At 64.6% G+C, this 17,486-nt stretch carries 17 protein-coding genes; 13 read left to right on the plus strand and 4 right to left on the minus strand.

From position 1 onward, the window contains the following. Positions 1-104: 104 nt before the first annotated feature. A complete protein-coding gene (locus FJ424_RS26085) occupies positions 105-1,715 on the plus strand; it encodes an inorganic phosphate transporter (protein ID WP_140657936.1) in 1,611 nt (536 codons plus the stop codon). 84 nt (positions 1,716-1,799) lie between these two features. Continuing rightward, the gene (locus tag FJ424_RS26090) at positions 1,800-2,828 is read left to right on the plus strand and encodes a CorA family divalent cation transporter (protein WP_140647437.1); all 1,029 of its coding nucleotides are present in this window, start codon (positions 1,800-1,802) and stop codon (positions 2,826-2,828) included. A 159-nt stretch (positions 2,829-2,987) separates the two neighbouring features. Here FJ424_RS26090 and FJ424_RS26095 read toward each other — a convergent pair whose 3' ends face one another. Together FJ424_RS26095 and FJ424_RS26100 are read right to left on the minus strand one after the other, a co-directional pair. Beyond that, positions 2,988-4,148: a patatin-like phospholipase family protein gene (locus tag FJ424_RS26095; protein ID WP_140657934.1), complete on the minus strand. Its 1,161-nt coding sequence runs from the start codon at positions 4,146-4,148 to the stop codon at positions 2,988-2,990. After that, complete coding sequence (locus FJ424_RS26100) at positions 4,141-4,929, minus strand: acetoacetate decarboxylase (protein ID WP_140657932.1); 789 nt, start codon at positions 4,927-4,929, stop codon at positions 4,141-4,143. The genes FJ424_RS26095 and FJ424_RS26100 overlap by 8 nt, the downstream gene beginning before the upstream one ends. 249 nt (positions 4,930-5,178) lie before the next feature. Between FJ424_RS26100 and FJ424_RS26105 the strand changes: the two genes are divergently transcribed. The 8 genes from FJ424_RS26105 (at position 5,179) to FJ424_RS26135 (ending at position 11,498) form a co-directional block, all read left to right on the plus strand. Beyond that, the gene (locus FJ424_RS26105; RefSeq protein WP_140657930.1) at positions 5,179-5,967 is read left to right on the plus strand and encodes a 3-hydroxybutyrate dehydrogenase; all 789 of its coding nucleotides are present in this window, start codon (positions 5,179-5,181) and stop codon (positions 5,965-5,967) included. Positions 5,968-6,248: 281 nt separating this feature from the next. Then, positions 6,249-7,067, plus strand: a complete 819-nt coding sequence (locus FJ424_RS26110; RefSeq protein ID WP_140657928.1) for a sulfurtransferase/chromate resistance protein — start codon at positions 6,249-6,251, stop codon at positions 7,065-7,067. Then, a complete protein-coding gene (gene chrA / locus FJ424_RS26115; RefSeq protein WP_140657926.1) occupies positions 7,064-8,452 on the plus strand; it encodes a chromate transporter in 1,389 nt (462 codons plus the stop codon). Before FJ424_RS26110 ends, chrA begins: the two co-directional genes overlap by 4 nt. 118 nt (positions 8,453-8,570) lie before the next feature. Continuing rightward, entirely contained in the window at positions 8,571-8,696 is a 126-nt protein-coding gene (locus FJ424_RS34385; RefSeq protein WP_281405449.1) for a hypothetical protein, read from the plus strand. 4 nt (positions 8,697-8,700) lie between these two features. Further along, a complete protein-coding gene (locus tag FJ424_RS26120) occupies positions 8,701-8,910 on the plus strand; it encodes a hypothetical protein (RefSeq protein ID WP_140657924.1) in 210 nt (69 codons plus the stop codon). A gap of 46 nt (positions 8,911-8,956) precedes the next feature. Beyond that, positions 8,957-9,496: a sigma-70 family RNA polymerase sigma factor gene (locus FJ424_RS26125; protein WP_246672512.1), complete on the plus strand. Its 540-nt coding sequence runs from the start codon at positions 8,957-8,959 to the stop codon at positions 9,494-9,496. Further along, the gene (locus FJ424_RS26130) at positions 9,483-10,412 is read left to right on the plus strand and encodes an anti-sigma factor (RefSeq protein WP_140657922.1); all 930 of its coding nucleotides are present in this window, start codon (positions 9,483-9,485) and stop codon (positions 10,410-10,412) included. Before FJ424_RS26125 ends, FJ424_RS26130 begins: the two co-directional genes overlap by 14 nt. A 195-nt stretch (positions 10,413-10,607) precedes the next feature. After that, complete coding sequence (locus FJ424_RS26135; RefSeq protein WP_181182138.1) at positions 10,608-11,498, plus strand: adenylate/guanylate cyclase domain-containing protein; 891 nt, start codon at positions 10,608-10,610, stop codon at positions 11,496-11,498. Between the two features lie 147 nt (positions 11,499-11,645). Here FJ424_RS26135 and FJ424_RS26140 read toward each other — a convergent pair whose 3' ends face one another. Both FJ424_RS26140 and FJ424_RS26145 read right to left on the minus strand, forming a co-directional pair. After that, complete coding sequence (locus FJ424_RS26140) at positions 11,646-12,746, minus strand: ROK family transcriptional regulator (protein WP_226892105.1); 1,101 nt, start codon at positions 12,744-12,746, stop codon at positions 11,646-11,648. Between the two features lie 47 nt (positions 12,747-12,793). Next, positions 12,794-13,444, minus strand: coding sequence for an SGNH/GDSL hydrolase family protein (locus FJ424_RS26145; protein WP_140647428.1), 651 nt, complete (start codon positions 13,442-13,444; stop codon positions 12,794-12,796). 442 nt (positions 13,445-13,886) lie between these two features. Here FJ424_RS26145 and FJ424_RS26150 point away from each other — a divergent pair, with 442 nt between their 5' ends. The 3 genes from FJ424_RS26150 (at position 13,887) to FJ424_RS26160 (ending at position 17,482) form a co-directional block, all read left to right on the plus strand. Next, positions 13,887-14,912, plus strand: a complete 1,026-nt coding sequence (locus tag FJ424_RS26150; protein WP_140658004.1) for an ABC transporter substrate-binding protein — start codon at positions 13,887-13,889, stop codon at positions 14,910-14,912. Between the two features lie 81 nt (positions 14,913-14,993). Further along, entirely contained in the window at positions 14,994-16,523 is a 1,530-nt protein-coding gene (locus FJ424_RS26155; protein ID WP_140657918.1) for a sugar ABC transporter ATP-binding protein, read from the plus strand. Next, a complete protein-coding gene (locus tag FJ424_RS26160) occupies positions 16,520-17,482 on the plus strand; it encodes an ABC transporter permease (RefSeq protein ID WP_140657915.1) in 963 nt (320 codons plus the stop codon). The genes FJ424_RS26155 and FJ424_RS26160 overlap by 4 nt, the downstream gene beginning before the upstream one ends. The last annotated feature ends 4 nt before the right edge of the window (positions 17,483-17,486 follow it).

Here is a 17,486-nt window from a genome sequence, read left to right on the forward strand (position 1 = left end):
AGCTGTTTGGTGGTGACCAAACGGTTAAGAGCGTCACACCAGCTTCATCCTAGGGACATAGCGTCCTCCCCGGTTCTTTGCTGCAATGCAAATGGAGTGGGACAATGGTGGACGTAGTTTCCAGTGAGGCGGGGATCCCGAGACCGGATCATCCCCTAGAACAATCGGGCGGTGCCAAATGGTTCCTGCCGGCTTTCGGCGTGCTGGTGCTCGTCGGCATCATCTATGTCGGCTATGCGCTCAGCCAGGATCTTGCCATCGCCAAGACGGTGCCCTGGATCCTGCTCGGCATCGCCCTTCTGATTGCGCTGGGCTTCGAGTTCGTCAACGGCTTCCACGACACCGCCAACGCGGTGGCCACCGTCATCTACACGCGGTCGCTGCCGGCCGAATTCGCCGTCATGTGGTCGGGCGTCTTCAATTTCCTCGGCGTGCTGACCTCGAGCGGCGCGGTGGCCTTCGGCATCCTGTCGCTGCTGCCGGTCGAGCTCATCCTGCAGGTCGGCTCGTCATCCGGCTTCGCCATGGTGTTCGCGCTGCTCGTCGCAGCGATCCTGTGGAACCTCGGCACCTGGTTCCTCGGCCTGCCGGCCTCGAGCTCGCACACGATGGTCGGCTCGATCATCGGCGTCGGCCTCGCCAACCAGTTCATGGCCCCGGCCGGAAGCGCCACCAGCGGCGTCGACTGGGGGCAGGCGACCAATGTCGGCACCACCTTGCTGGTCTCGCCGATCGTCGGTTTCTTCGCCGCGGCCATCCTGCTCTATGCCATGAAGCTCCTGGTGCGCAATCCGGCGCTCTACGAGGCGCCGAAGGGCAACGCGCCGCCGCCATGGTGGATCCGCGCGCTGCTGATCTTCACCTGCACCGGCGTCAGCTTCGCGCACGGCTCCAATGACGGTCAAAAGGGCATGGGCCTGATCATGCTGATCCTGATCGGCGTCGTGCCGACCGCCTATGCGCTCAACCGCACGCCCGACATCAACTATCTCCAAGCCTACAAGTCGGCCTCCGCCAGCGTCGAGACGGCGCTGGGCAAATATGCCAAGCCCGGCGTCACCGTTGCCGATGCCAATGCCGCAAAGGCAGCCGTGCAGGAAGCAGTGCGCAGCAAGACATGGAACGATCAGACGACCGTTGCGCTGCAGACCTATATCCACAACACGACTGCCGAGCTGCAGCCCTACGCTTCCGTCGACAACGTGCCGACCGACCTCGTCAGCAACGCGCGTAACGACATCTACCTGATCGGCGAAGCGCTGAAGCTGATCGACAAGAAGAAGCTGCTGCCGATGCAGGACGCCGACCTGAAGTCGGTGACCGACTACCATAAGGCGGTCGACAACGCGACGAAGTTCATCCCGCTGTGGGTGAAGATCGCCGTGGCGCTGGCGCTTGGCCTCGGCACCATGGTCGGCTGGAAGCGCATCGTCGTCACCGTCGGCGAGAAGATCGGCAAGAGCCACCTGACCTATGGCCAGGGCGCCGCCGCCGAGCTGGTCGCGATGGTGACGATCGGCATGGCCGACCGTTTCGGCCTGCCGGTGTCGACGACGCACGTGCTGTCGTCCGGCGTCGCCGGCACGATGGCGGCCAATGGCTCCGGCCTGCAGTGGTCGACCGTGCGCAACCTCCTGCTGGCCTGGGTGCTCACGCTGCCCTGCTCGATCGCGCTGGCCTTCGTGCTGTTCGTGATCCTGCGCCACGTTTTCTGAGCGGCGGTTCTTGCCTGACCAGCAACATCGACGGCGCCGGTTCCGGCGCCGTCTTGCTTTCGAGCATTTGATCGAGTGGCGGCCATGAATGAGGCATCGCATCTGACGCTGCTTGCCTGGGACGACAGCCGCCACCACGCGCCCGGCCTGATCTGGGCCTATCGCGGCGCCGCCGGCCAAGCGCCGCAGCCGATCGCGCCGAAGGACATCGAAGCAGCGCTTGCCGCGCCGGACGGCTGGGTTTGGCTGCATGTCGATCTCATCGACCAGCGGGCGCATTCCTGGATCAGCCATGCCTGCGCGCTGCCGCAATCGGCGCATGCGATCCTCGAAGGCCATGAGGACAGCATGGCGCTGGCGCATGAAAAGGGCGTCGTGCACGGTATCGCCGCCGACCTGCATGGCGAGATCGGACGCAGATCGACCACCATCGGCAGGCTGCATTTCGCCGTGACGGACCGGTTGCTGGTGACCGGCCGGCGCCATTCGCTGGCAGCGGTGGAAGAGGTGAACAAGGCGCTTTCGCAAGGGCTCCAACCGGCGACCGCCTTCGAGCTGTTCGGCGCTATCGTGCTTGCCTTCTGCGGAAGCGCGAGCGGGCGGCTGGCGCTGGCCACGAAGCAGCTTGACGAGGTCGAGGACCGTCTCGTCACCGAGCGCCTTGCCGACGAGCGGCGCCGGATCAAGGAGGTGCGTCGCCTGGGGGTGTCGCTGCACCGGCCGATCGCGGCACAGGTCGCGCTGTTCCTGGACGAGAACCGTGCCGGCTGGGAATTGTCGGCCGGCGCGCATGAGATATTGGGCAAGCTGGCGGCTCGCCTCAAAAGGCTCGACCGCGAAGTCGTCATGGTCAACGACCGGGCAAGGCTGCTGCAGGAAGAGGTCGCGGCGGAACTCGCGGACGAATCGAACCGCAGCCTGAAGGCGCTGGCGGTGATGAGCGCGCTGCTCCTGCCGGGAACGCTGATCGTCGGCATTTTCGGCATGAATACAGAAGGACTGCCGTTCACGCATACGCATGGCGGCTTCCTGCTGGCGATGCTGCTTGCGGGTGGGGCGACCGGGTTGTTCTACTGGCTGTTGCTGCGGGCAGGCGCCGATCTCAAATTCTAAAGCGTGTCGCGTCGAAACGGATACACGTGACGCGCTTTACGCCGTTGCCTGATGCATGTCGTTGTCGCAAAACCGAGGTCATTTTTGCGCGACATGCATTAGGCTTCTTGACGTGCGTCAGGACCCCGAGCCGCGACGCGGCCCGGGCGGCAATGACCCTTAGGTCGGGTCTTCGCGGTGCAGGTCGTGGATGGTGACGCCGTCGGCGTTGTCGGGCAGCATCAGCCATTTCTTGTGGCGCAGCGTGCGCTCGGTGTCTTCCAAGCCCATCTCCCAGTGCTCGCGCATCGAGGTGCCGGAAAACTCGTAGTCCTTGGCGTGGCCTTCGTAGCCTTTGTGCTGGTAGATCAGGTGGACGATGTTGACCACGCCGGCATCGGAATAGTCGGCCATCAGTTCCTTCTCGCCGTCCTTGAGCTGGTCCGGCGGCACGCGCTTCCGCGCGTCAAGAAGCTTCATCTTGAGCGCATGGATGCGCTGGAAGTTGTCGGTGTTCTGGCGCGTGCGGCTGGAATACATGATGTCCTTGTGGCGCGACAGAACGTCGGCCATGCCGCGGGGCAGCACGCCGCGGGCGCTGAACAGATCGACCTGGAACACCAGCGAGGAACGATCCTCCTCCTGGTCGAGCAGATATTGCAGCGGCGTGTTGGAAACGATGCCGCCATCCCAGTAATATTCGCCCTCGATGCGGATCGAGGGGAAGGCCGGCGGCAGCGCGCCGCTCGCCATGATATGTTCCGGCTCGATGCGCACCTTGTCGGTGTCGAAATAGACGAAGTTGCCGGTCCTGACATTGACCGCGCCGACGCTCAAGCGCTTCTTGCCGTCGTTCAGCACGTCGAAGTCGATCAGGCTCTCCAGCGTGTCCTTGAGCTCGGCGGTGTCGTAGAAGCTGGTGGCGCCTTCCGCTCCCGTCAGCTGGAACCAGGGGCTGGGATTGCGCGGCTTGAAGAAACCGGGCTGGCCCATGGTCATGGTCATCCACGACGAGGTCTGGTTGCGGATGTCGCGGTAGATGTCGCCTTCCGGCGTATAGGCCCAGATCTTGCGGCCCGAGATCGTCTGCCAGAACTGCTCCAGCCGCTGCAGGCGGCGGCTGGGCTCGTTGCCGGCGATGATCGAGGCGTTGATGGCGCCGATCGAGACGCCGGAAAGCCAGGTCGGCTCACAGCCGGCGTCGGCAAGCGCCTGATAGACACCCGCCTGATAGGCGCCGAGCGCGCCGCCGCCCTGGAAGACCAGGGCGATGCGGTCATATTGCGCCGTGATTTCCTGAATGGTGGCGGCGGCCGCCTTGCTGCGGTTGCGCTCAAGCACCGGCTTTCTCCAGCTCCTTCGCGCCGGCAGCCGATCGGCCGTGGTCCGCGAGGTAATCATGCACGACTTCGCCGAGGCCCAGCGTCAGGTCGGCGGTGAAATGAACGGCAGAGACGATGTCGAGCACCGGCAGCTTGGCGACGTCGGCCATGACATGCGGGCGAAGGTCGAGCGCAGCCGGCGCCGTCCAGGCTTCCTTCAGCGTGATGTCGGTGAGGTAGTAGCGGACCAGCTCGCAGATGCGCGGGCTGCCGTCGACATGCGGGATGATCTTGATGAGGAAATTGGGCGCGGCGAGCGAGGCCAGCACCTGGTCGTGGTCGGCCTCGCGGTGCTTGTAGCCCATTGTGCCGGTGGCGCACAGAACGCTGCCATAATGCAGCGTGCCGACCACCACTTCGCCTTCATGCACGATCTTGGGGCTGGCAAGCTTCTTCGGGAAACCCCACAGCTCGCGGCCTCCGGCGATCGGCGCATCGTCGTCGAGATACATGGAATGCACATAGCCGCCATACTGGCCCTTGTAGCGCACCGGGATGACCTGGCCGGTTTCGGTGTAGTCGCCGAAGCCGGTGGAGTCAGGCATGCGGATGAATTCGTATTTGACCAGCGGCTCGTCGATCTCGAGCGGCGCCGGAACGACGGCTTCCAGCGCCTCGCGCGTCGTGCGGTAGGTGATGATGATGTATTCGCGGTCGAAGAAGCGATAAGGGCCTGGCGGGAAGGACGGGTTGGTGAGCGGCATCGCATAGGCCCGCTTCACGACGTCGGCGATTTCCATGGCTGGTGCCCCAAACAAGGTTTGAAATGAGCCCGCGCGAATGCGCTGGCAAATATGTTGCACGGCAGCATGACAGTGCCGTGTCAGCGCCAAGACGACACTTCTTACAGCCGGCAAACCCCATCGCGGAGCTGTAATAGCGCCGACATATGGGTGTGGCATTGTGATGCTGCGGCGCACAAATCATGTGCCTTCCCGGCTGTTCGTCTTCATAGTCTTCCCTCCTGTCCTCCTGTCGCGAGATCTCCCATGGGTTCCCTGTCTTCGAAGAATGCGCTCGTCACCGGCTCGACCAGCGGCATCGGCCTAGCAATCGCCCGCGCCTTCGCCGCCGAGGGCGCCAACGTCACCATCAACGGCCTGGGCGACGCCGCGGCGATCGAGCAGGAGCGGGCCGGCATCGAAGAGGATTTCGGCGTCAAGTGCCGCTATTCGGGCGCCAACATGATGGACGGCGCCGCCGTCAGCGCCATGGTTCACGAGGCCGAGGCAGCGTTCGGCAGCCTCGACATCCTGGTCAACAATGCCGGCATCCAGCACGTCGCGCCGATCGACGAATTTCCGGACGACAAGTGGGAAGCCATCATCCGCATCAATCTTCTGGCAGCCTTCTACGCCATCAAGGCAGTGCTGCCCGGCATGAAGAGCCGCAAGTGGGGCCGCATCATCAACACGGCTTCCGCTCATGCGCTGGTCGCCTCGCCGTTCAAGTCGGCCTATGTCTCGGCCAAGCACGGCATTGCCGGCCTGACCAAGACGGTGGCGCTGGAAGTCGCGCAGGACGGCATCACCGTCAATGCGATCGCGCCCGGCTATGTCTGGACGCCGCTGGTCGAAAAGCAGATCCCCGACACGATGAAGGCGCGCGGCATGACCGAAGAGCAGGTCAAGCACGATGTGCTGCTTGCGGCGCAGCCGACCAAGGAATTCGTCACCGTCGAAGAGCTTGCCGCGCTGACGCTGTTCCTGTGCTCGGATGCGGCCAAGCAGATCACCGGCACGACCCTGCCGATGGATGGCGGCTGGACGGCGCAGTAAGGGCGACGACCGTTTAAGGGAGACAGGGCGGAGCTCCCATCTTCCCTAAAAGCGTGTCGCGCTGAAGCGGATTCAGCGACGCGCTTTAAGCCTTTGTTTTCATGCATGTCGTTATCGCAAAACCGCTGCACACTTTTGCGCGACATGCATTAGCAATTTGAATTCTTGACAATCGTAGGGGAGCGTTCCAGCATCCTGGCCAAGGGGTTCCTCGCGACGACCCCGTGAGGCGTCAGCCCAACGATCGCGTCCAAACTCTCTGTGTTCTGGAGGTGGACGCCATGCCGTCAACAACCGCAATTACCGTTCCGCAGCTTTCCCGTCTCGTCGGCTTGCCCGATGCGCCTTGCCTGGTCGATGTGCGCACCGACGAGGACTATGAAGCCGATCCGCGCCTGTTGCCGGCGTCATGCCGGCGCGATTTCAGGACTGTCTCAAGCTGGGCGTCGGAGTTTTCGGGACGCAAGGTCGTGGTCATCTGCCAGAGAGGGCAGAAACTCTCGCAAGGCGTTGCCGCGTGGCTGCGCCACGACGGCATTCCGGCGGAGTCGTTGGAAGGCGGCTTCGAGGCCTGGGCCGCCGCCAGCGCGCCGTTGGTCGCGGCCGGCGCGATCCCGCCCCGCGACCAGAACGGCCGCACCGTATGGGTCACCCGTTCCCGGCCGAAGGTAGATCGCATTGCCTGCCCCTGGCTGATCCGCCGCTTCGTCGATCCCGATGCGGTGTTCCTGTTCGTCGACGCGGCTGAGGTGCCTCTGGTCGCGGATCGCTTCGCCGCGGTTCCCTTCGATATCGAAGGCGTGTTCTGGAGCCATCGCGGCGATCGCTGCACATTCGACACGATGGTCGAGGAATTCGGACTGCGCGTCGATGCGCTCGACCGCCTGGCGCTGCTCGTGCGCGCCGCCGATACGGCGCGCCTCGACCTCGTGCCGCAGGCGGCCGGGTTCCTCGCCGCTTCGCTTGGCCTGTCGCGCATGTTCCGTGATGACCTCGAACAGCTCGAAGCCGGCATGCTTCTCTACGACGCCTTCTTCCGCTGGTGCCGCGACGCCACCGACGAGACGCATAACTGGCCGGTTGTAGGCAAGGCACAATGAGCGCGCTTGCCAAGGACGCCGCTGTGCGACGGGCCGAAATCCCGGCCGCGCCAAGCTTCCGCGAAGCGACGCGGCTCTGGGCCAGGATCGGCCTGCTCTCCTTCGGCGGGCCGGCCGGCCAGATCGCGCTGATGCACAAGGAACTGGTCGAGGAGCGCCGCTGGATCGGCGAGCAGCGGTTCCTGCACGCGCTCAACTATTGCATGCTCTTGCCGGGCCCGGAGGCGCAGCAGCTCGCCGTCTATATCGGCTGGCTGCTGCACCGGACGGCAGGCGGCCTCGTCGCCGGCATCCTGTTCGTGCTGCCCGGCGCGTTGGTGATGCTCTGCCTGAGCGGCTTCTACATGCTCTACAATGATGCGCCGGTCGTCGAGGCGTTGTTCTTCGGCATCAAGGCGGCGGTGCTCGCCGTCGTCGTCGAGGCAGTGATCCGCATCGGCAAGCGGGCGCTGAAGAACCGTGCGATGGTGGCGATCGCCGTGGCGGCCTTCCTGGCCATCTATGTCGTCCGGGTGCCGTTCCCGCTGATCGTGCTCGCAGCCGGGCTGATCGGCTGGACCGGCAACCGCTTCGCGCCGGCGCTGTTCTCCGCCTCGGCGCAGGGCAAGACTGCAGCCGGCACCGAGACCAGGGGCGTGGTCGACCTGATGTTCGAGCGGGGCGAACTCGGCCACACCATTCCGAAGCGAGGGCATGCCATCCGCACCATCGCCATCTGGCTGCCGGTCTGGCTGGGGCCGGCGGCGCTGATCGCCGTGTTGGCGGGGCCGGGGAGCGTCTGGGCGCAGATCGGCGGCTTCTTCAGCCTGATGGCCGTCGTCACCTTCGGCGGCGCCTATGCCGTTCTTGCCTATGTCGCGCAGGCAGCGGTGACCTCGTTCGGCTGGCTTTCGCCCGGCCAAATGGTCGATGGGCTCGGGCTTGCCGAAACGACGCCGGGGCCATTGATCCTGGTGCTGCAATTCGTCGGCTTCGCCGCCGCCTATCGCCATGCCGGCTTTGCCAACCCGCTGCTGGCTGGATCGCTCGGATCGCTGCTGACGCTCTGGGTCACCTTCGTCCCTTGCTTCTTCTGGATATTCCTCGGTGCGCCCTACATCGAGCAATTGAGACGGAACAAGGCGCTGGCGGCGGCGCTTGGCGCGATCACCGCCGCGGTGGTCGGCGTCATCATGAACCTGGCGCTGTGGTTCGCGCTGCATGTCGTCTTCGGCAAGGTAGCAAGTGTCGGCTGGGGCGTGGAGGTTCCGGTCCTGTCCTCGCTCGACTGGCGTGCCGCGCTGCTGTCGGCGGCGGCGATGGTCGCCATGTTCAGGCTGAAACTCGGCATGCTGCCGACACTGGCGGGATCTGCGCTGGCGGGGCTTGCGCTACTGGCGCTGTAGGCGGGCACGCCGTCCGATCACGTTAGCGTGAACGAAAAAGCCGACCGGCCGGGAATAAACCGCCCAGTCCGCCGGTCTCCAAGGCATGCGCCATTTGTGCGCAACAGCGGAGACCATCATGAAGCGGCACGAAGACAAATACGCACGGGCCGAAGAGGGCGAAGGCGTCAGCCACCGTCGTCGCTTGGAGCGTTGGAGCTGGGCGCATCTGTTCTGGGCGATACCGCCCCGCCGCCGGCCCTGACCCCGTGCCGATCGCAACCATCGAGATCCACGACCATGACGGCGAGCATCCCGTTGCAGCCAGCGATGCGCCGTCCTCTTCCGAGGCGCCCCTTGCTTCCGAGACACTTGACTCCGGTGACACCAATGCCTTCTCCTCCCTCGAAGCAGGCGCCATCGCCTGCGGTCGCGATCTTCACCCGCACGAGCGGGGACAGATCGTCGCTTCCCGCTGAGGGCGGCGGCAGACCTGTGGCGGGAGCGCCCGACGGCGGAACGGTGTTGAGCGAAAAGATGCTGGCCGCGCGTTTTGCCGAAGTGGTGCTGCCGCATCTCAGCGATGCGCTGTCGCTTGCCCGCTGGCTGACCGGCAATCAAGCCGACGCCGAGGATGTGGTGCAGGAGGCCTGCCTCAAGGCGCATGCGGGCATTGCCGGGTTCGCTGGGGGAAATTCCCGCGCGTGGCTGCTTACCATCGTGCGCAACGCTTCCTACACATGGATGGCGCGCAACCGCCCGCGCAGCGTGGTCGCCGTCGGCGACCTCGCCGATCTCGACGACGTCTCGCCGCCGCCGGACAACGACGCCGACAGCCCGGAGGCGGTGCTGATCGCCAAGGCGAATTCGGCGGCGGTGGAAGCGGCGATCGGAAGGCTGCCGCAAGCCTTCCGCGAAACGGTGGTGCTGCGCGACATCAACGGTCTCAGCTACCGCGAAATCGCCACCATGCTCGGCGTGCCGCAAGGCACGGTGATGTCGCGGCTGGCGCGGGCCCGCGGTCTCTTGATGACGGAACTTGGAGGGCGCCATGAGCCCGCATGAAAACCGCCCGCGTGAGGATGGATTGCCGCAAGACCCGCAGGATATGAAGCTGATGATCCACGCCCTTGTCGATGGCGAGCTCGATGCTGCGGCCGCCCTGGCGGTCGAGCGGCGCATGGCCGCCGATCCGGAGCTCGCCGCCGAACATGCGCGCCTGGTGGCGCTGCGCGGTGCGCTCGCCAATGTGCCGCGGCCCGCCATCAGTGACGACTTTTTGGCGCGCATCGCGGCGATCGCCGAGGGGAAGGATCCCGAGGTCGCGGAGGCCACGCAGGTTGAAGATGTGAAAGTGGACGCACAGCCCTCCGTGCCGCAACAGCAGCAGGGCCAAGTCATCGCGATGCGGCCACGCGCGGCGCGCTGGTTCAACTCCTTCGACTGGCGCCAGATGGCGGCATCGATCGCGCTGACGGCGTTTCTGGCCAGCGGCGCAACGCAATGGCTGACGACGGCGGATAATGAGGCCGACAGCTTCGCCGTGGCCGTCGCCAACGGCCATCGCCGCAGCCTGCTCGCGGCGACGCCGGTCGACATCGTCTCGTCCGACCGGCATACGGTGAAGCCATGGCTCGACGGGCGCATCGGCGTGTCGCCGCCGGCGCCCGACATGGCCAAGGACGGCTACGCGCTGCTTGGCGGCCGCGTCGAGGTGATTGGTGACAGGCCGATGCCGGCACTGGTCTACCGCCATCACGAGCATCTGATCACGCTGGTGGCCGCACCCCGGCAGAACGAGGCCAAATCGGTGCCGGTGGCGGACGATCTCTCGGCGGGCGGCTTCCTTCTGGTCCACTGGACCGACGACGCCTTTTCCTACTGGGCGATCTCGGACGCCGAGCGCCCGGCGCTCGACGATTTCGTCGCCCGCTTCCGGGCCGCCATCATCGCCAATCCGGCGGCCGGCAGCCCGGGTTAGGGAAACGAAACTTCTTTATCGCCGCTATTTTTGAGGCCGATAACCCGGTTGGTGGGAAGGCAGGTGCCTGTCCGTCCAGGATAATCGCGCCAAAGCACTTGCCCCGTTGCGCCGGCGCCCGGGCGCGCAGGTAGATAAGTCAAGGTCACCTTTGGTATGTTATACACGCCACGCTCTCGGGGCGGATACGAGTCGATGGATCAGGAAAGACTTCTAGCCGCAGTCCTCTTAGCTGATGTCGTGGGCAGCACGACACTTTATGAGCGCATCGGCGACGATGCCGCCCTGCGGCAGGTCTCGGATTGCCTCGACGCGATACGCGAGATCGTCGCCCAGCACGGCGGTGACTTCATTTACTCGAAGGGCGATGACGTGCTCAGCCTGTTCGAGAGACCGGAGGCGGCGCTGAGGGCCGTCTGCCAGATTGGCGGCCAACTGACGAAAGAGCCTTTGATCGCCCGGATCGGACTGCATTTCGGGGCGGTCATTCGTGCGCGGGGCGCGGTGTTCGGCGACGTTGTCAATGTGACCGCAAGATTGTCCACCACGGCCAACCCCGGGGAGGTCCTGATCAGCCAGAGCTTCTTCGAAGCCCTTTCCGCGGGCAGCCGCAGTACCTTGCGGCTCCTCGACAAAATGGCATTCAAGGGAAAGCAAGAACTCTTCGATGTCTATACGCTGAGGAGCGACGATGGGGCCGTCAGCACGCACGTCGCCAATCGAGGCACCTTTGTCGATAGGCGTTCCGCTCTGCCGCCGCAGATCAATCTGGTCATCCGCTATGAAGATCAGTTGCGATCCTGCCGAAACAACGAATTGGTGACGATCGGCCGATCTCCGGAATGCAATATCGTTGTCCCGCGGCCCTGGGTCTCAAGGCACCACGCGACCTTCAGCATTTCGAATGGCAAGGTCCGGCTTGTCGAGCGCAGCTCGTCGGGCACATTTGTGTCGATGGGGCCCGGCAATGAAGTATTCGTACGCCGCGAAGATATTCTCCTCTTCGGCTCCGGCGTCATCTCGCCTGGACGCAGATCGGCCCTCGGCGACGCCCAGATCCTTCGCTACGAAATTATCTCAGGCTGACCGGCTGGGTTCGTTGGGGCGTGGCTGACTCAAGCGGCCGCTGTCCCGCCGCTGCTGGTGCCGTGGTCCAGCGTTTGTTATGCGCCCGATATCACCGGCAGGTGTAGCCGCCGTCGATGGGCAGCGAGACGCCGGTGACCATGAACGTCACTCCACCATGAACCGCGAGCTGAAGGGCAGGCCCGCCGCTCCCACCGCCTTGGGCGAACGCTCGATGTTGCCGGCTATGGCGCTTATACCAGGCATAGCCTGTTCCAGCTCCCGGCAGATTGCCTTGCAGACCGCCTGCGGCGCGTAAGAGGACAGGACGACCGAAGCCACGGGAACGAACGGCTTCAGCGCCGCTATCGACGACTTCATCTGCTCCAGCAGCTCGCGTTGCCACGCGATCTCGGCATCGCCGAACGAAGGCCAGTCCGCGCGCCGCTCCCACAGCTCGGAGGGCGAATTGCCATTTTTCCGGATCTCCTGCTCCAGGCGCAGGATGCCGACGTCGAAACTCACCGCGGCAGTGGTGTTGTAGATCTGGTGATTGAGGACCAGGCGGCTGTGCAGGCGCGCGCCGAGATAGAAGAAAAGGTAGTCCGAAAGATGCTTTGCCACGCCGAACATGCTTTCGCCACCGGCAGCGGCGGTGATGTCGTTCTGGACGTAGACGGGATAACCGATCTCCCTCTCGACCTCCTCCTGCAGGGCGTCGAACCGCTCGCGCGCCGCTTTTGGCGTTAGCTCGAGTTCTGCTTCGTCGCCGGGCAGGGCAAGGCCGATACCGGCGATGCGCGAGTGGAGATGCCGTGGCAGATCGGCAATCGCCTTGGCGATGGCGGTCATGAATTGCGGGTGGTTGGTGTCCTGTGCGGCTGAGAACGGCAGGACCGTATGGGAGCGGATCGAGCCGACGAAGTCGACAAGCACGACCTCCACCTGCCGGTGGCCGACGCTGATGCCGACGGAATAGGCGCCCTCGGGGTTGAGCGAGATCGGCACCGTCGGCGGTCCGACACGGCCGCGCTGGGCCTCACCCTTGGCGATCAGCCCTTCCTGCTCGAGCGATCGGACGATGACCGACACAGTCTGCGCCGACAGGCCGGTCCGCTCGCCGATCTCGAGACGGGTGATATCCTTGCTCTGAAGCAGCAACGACAGCACAAGGCGTTCGTTGTAGCTGCGCACGCTGACGGCGTTGAGGCCGCTGGCGCGGTCCGCGATGCGGAGCGGGTTCGGCGGCGCAAAGCGCATGTCAGGCATGGTGCGTCCTCTCGCGATCGGTCGTGCGGGACACCCGTATGCCGCGTTCATCTCTCATCCGGCCACCCGATTGCTTCGACTTCGCGGGCCAGCGCACGGCCAAGCGACACATGGGCCTGTCCGTTGATGTGGAACCCGTCAAGCGGATCGCAGGTGACGACCGAGCCCGCGTCGAAGAAATGCACTTCGAGCGAATCGGCGATGATCTCGAATTCGAGCGCCAGCTGCCGCGACTTCTCAGGCGCGCCGGCGAAGATCGACCGCCATTCCTTGATGTCGTCCAGCATTGGCGGCGGAGACACGATCATGATTTCGGGCACGCTGCCGCCCGGGCCGGGCTTGAGTTCCTTGATGTCGTAGACGAGGCAGCCCATGGCCATGGCGACTTCAGAGGCCGGCTGGTTGAAGCGCGCCTTGAGGTCGTTGGTCCCCAGCATGATGATGACGAGATCGAGAACGGCATGGCTCTGCAGGCAAGGCCTGAGGTAGGTACGTCCGTTCTTGTGGGCACCCTCGATGGGATCGTCGCGCACCGTCGTACGGCCGCTGAGGCCTTCCTCGATGACATGCCAGCCGACGCCCAGCTCCCTTGCCATGACACCGGGCCAGCGCTCGGCCGGGCCGTAGCGGTCAAGCGGTGTGCCGCCGGGTACCTGCCCATGCGTGTTGGAGTCGCCGTAGCACAAGACCGATCGCATGCTCCTCCCCGATCCAGCCAAGGTTCTGATTTGCAGAAATCGTCGGACGAGAGTCGGTCGTCCGCGTCGAGCGACCCTGCCATCCGGCGGAAAGGTAGCGCAAGCCGCAAAGATAATCCATCACTCTGAATAATTATTGACAGCCCACCGGATCGATGGTTGAACTGAGCCTGGGAGGAATGCCCCGAACCTTTTGCGCCGACCGGCTGCCATGATCCATGGGCGGCAACGCTGGACCTTTGTCCCCAGCGGCCATGCGCTCGGGTTGAGCAACGAACTGAAGCAGTGCCGGGCTCGCCCCGGCAGGAGCGGCGTTTGGCAATGGCCGCGCGCCGATGGGAAGTCGTGGTCCTGGTCACCAGGGCTCGTGGAGCTTGAGAAGGAGGATGGCTCAGTGAGACGGATTATCCAATCAATCGCAGCGGCAGTGATCGCGACCACCATGTTGTGTGCTCCCTCGTTCGCCGACGAGGTATCGCTGCTCGACGGGGTTACCGCCCGTGCCGGCGACAATCCAGCGGTCGAGGCCGGGAAATTCAAGAAGGATCCGCCCTGGGTCATCGGCATGAGCCATTTCGGCGTAAACGCGAACACCTGGACGGTGCAGGTCGCGCATGAGGCGGAGGCTGCCGCCGCCAAGGACAAGCGCATCAGCAAATTCATCCTGCTCGATGCCGGCTTTGACCAGAAGAAGCAGGTCGCCGACATCGAGGACCTGATCGCCCAGAAGGTCGACGCCATCATCGTCCAGCCGGTCACGTCGACCTCGGCGGACGCCAGCATCGCCAAAGCCGTGGCGGCGGGCATTCCCGTCATCGTGCATACCGGCCGTATCGAGAGCGATGCCTTCACCACCGAAATCCAGGGCGGCGCCGAACATTTCGGCAAGGTGATGGGCGACTTCCTGGTCAAGGAACTCGGCGGCAAGGGCAATATCTGGGTGCTGCGCGGGCTCGCCGGCCATCCGGAAGACACCAACCGCTACAACGGCCTGCTGCAGGCGCTGAAGGGGACCGACGTCAAGATCATCGCCGAGGAGCATGGCGACTGGCAGTACGACAAGGCCAAGAAGCTCTGCGAGACGCTCTACCTGAACAACCCCGAGGTCGACGGCATCTGGTCTTCCGGCGCCGATATGACGCGCGCCTGCGTCGACGTCTTCAAGCAGTTCGGTGCCAAGATCCCGCCGATCACCGGCGAGGGCAACAACGGCTTCTTCGGCCAGTGGATCGCCGACGGCTTCAAGTCGATCTCGGCGGAATATAGCCCGGCCCAGGGCGCGGCCGGCATCCGCGCCGCCGTGGCCCTGTTCGAAGGCAAGGAGCTGAAGAAGCACTACGACTACAATCCGCCCGGCTGGGATATCGAGAAGATCAAGAAATATTATCGCGACGATCTCTCGGCCAATGTGTGGTGGCCGTCGGAGCTGCCCGAAGACAAGCTCAAGGAGTTCTACGCCAAGAAGTAGAGGTGGCGCCATGGTGGCGCGGGGCTGCGGCGACGTGGGCCCGCGCCACCGAATACTCCTGAATGCAGTGGTGCTTGTTTCGTGAAAACCCTTGTCGAAATGTCGGATATCCGGAAGGCCTTTGCCGGCACGGCGGCGCTGAAGGGCGTCTCCATCGCTCTCCGATCGGGCTCCGTCCATGCGCTGATGGGCGAGAACGGCGCCGGCAAATCGACGCTGATGAAGATCCTCGCCGGGGTCCACCAGCCGGATAGCGGCGCCATCCTGCGCGACGGGCGCCAGATCGCCTTCCACAGACCGAAGGATGCGCTGGAAGCCGGCATCTCGACCGTGTTCCAGGAATTGTCGCTGCTGCCTAATCTGACGATCGCCGAAAACATGTTCCTCGGCCGCGAACGGACCATAGCTTTCGGCGGGGTCGACCATCGCCGCATGCGGCGCGAGGCTGGCGCCGCGCTTACCGAACTCGGCCTCACGCTCGATCCGGGCACGCTGGTCTCGAGGCTCAGCATCGCCGAACGGCAGTTCGTGGAGATCGCGCACGGCATCATGACCGATGCCAGCGTGTTCATCCTCGACGAGCCGACGGCGGCGCTCAATGCCGCCGATGTCGAAGTGTTGAACCGCCACATCCGCAGACTGAAGGATGAGGGCAAGGCGGTGGTCTACATTTCGCACCGGATGGACGAAATCTTCGCCATCTGCGACACCGTCACGGTTCTGAAGGACGGCGAACTTGTCGGCACCAGGGCAATCGCCGAGATGACGCCGGCGTCGCTGATCGCGATGATGGTCGGCCGCGAGCTGGCCGATCTCTTTCCCCAGCGTGGCGATGTCTCCGGCCCCGCCATGCTTTCGGTCGAGGGTTTCCGCATCACCGAGCGCTCCAGGCCGTTCTCGCTGGCGCTCAACCGCGGCGAGATCGTTGCGCTGGCCGGCCTGGAGGGGCAGGGCCAGCAGCGCTTCCTGCGCTCGCTGGTCGGTCAATACCATCCTTTCGCCGGCCGTGTGACGATCAAGGGCAAGTCGCTGCCCTTGCCGGTGTCGCCTGGCGGCGGCGTGCGCCGGCTGCAGGCAATGGGCGTCGGCTTCGTACCAGAGGATCGCAAGGAAGACGGGCTCTTCCTCGGCCTTTCCGTGGCGCACAACATTGCTGCCGCACTCCATTCGAAACGGTCGGAACTGGCCCTGGCCGCCGGCTATCAGCGGCAGGTCGCCGACATGATGTCGAGCCTTGCCGTGAAGGCCAGCGGTCCGAGCGCCTCCGTCGGCACACTGTCGGGCGGCAACCAGCAGAAGGTGCTGCTCGGCCGCTACCTCGCCGCCGACATCGACATCCTGCTCGTCGAAGAACCGACGCGCGGCGTCGACATCGGCGCAAAGTCCGAGATCTACCGGCTGCTGCGCGACTTTGCCGGCAAAGGCGGGGCGGTGTTGGTGCTGTCGCGCGAGACGATCGAGCTGATCGGGCCCTGCGACCGCATCTGCGTCGTCCACAACGACACGATCGTCAAGGAAATGCCGGCGGCAGACGCCACGGAGCACAACATCCTCGACGCCGCGCTCAGCGCCAACGGGCAGGCCAATGAGGCGAGAGGTGAGCGCCGATGACAACCATCAGCAGACGCCTCGCGGGCGCAAGAGGATCGCGGCAGGGCATGTGGATACTGCCCTTGCTGATCGTTCTGGCCATCACGCTTTGGCTCAGCCTCGAGACGGCGCAGTTCCTCAACGGGGAGAATCTGCTCAATCTGGTGCCGCAGGCGATGCCGCTCGTCATCACGGCGGTCGGCCAGATGTTCGTCATCCTGCTCGGCGGGCTCGACCTTTCGGTAGGGTCGATGATCAGCTTCACGACGGCGGTGCTCGCCCTCGGCGGACCCGCCTGGGTGCTGATCCCGGCGGTGTTCGTGCTGGCCGCGCTGGTCGGCTTCGGCAACGGCTTCATCATCACCCGCTTCAACGTGCATCCGATCATCGCGACGCTGTCGACGCAGTACATCCTGCTCGGGATCACGCGGATATTGCGGCCGGTTTCGGGCGGCACGGTGCCGGATATCGTCATCAGCGCCGTGGCCGGCTCCTTCCTTGGGGTGCCCATGCCGGTGTTCTGGGGCATATTTACGCTCGCGGTCGCCTGGAAGTTGCTCTACGGCTCGCGCTTCGGGCTGCATCTTTTCGCGATCGGTGGTGGCGTCTCGTCCAGCGTGGAGGATGCGGCGCATAATTTCGGCATCGCCGACCGGCGCAACATCGTGCTTGCCTATGTGATCTGCGCCTGCTTCGCGGCGCTTGCCGGCATTTTCCTCGCCGGGCGCATCGTTTCGGGCGACCCGAATGTCGGGCTGCTGTTCGAGCTCGACGCGATCACGGCCGTGGCCATCGGCGGCACCCAGCTTTCCGGCGGCATCGGCAGCCTGCACGGCACCGTCATCGGCGCCCTTGTCATGGCGCTGCTCGCCAACGGCATGAACCTGACGAACGTGTCGCCCTTCATTCAGACCACCATCAAGGGGGCGATCCTGCTTCTTGTGGTTGCTCTGCAGTCGCGCAAAAAGATGGGGTTGTAAGTGG

Origin of the sequence: Mesorhizobium sp. B3-1-8, assembly GCF_006439495.1 — a bacterium.
Taxonomy (GTDB): Bacteria; Pseudomonadota; Alphaproteobacteria; order Rhizobiales; family Rhizobiaceae; genus Mesorhizobium.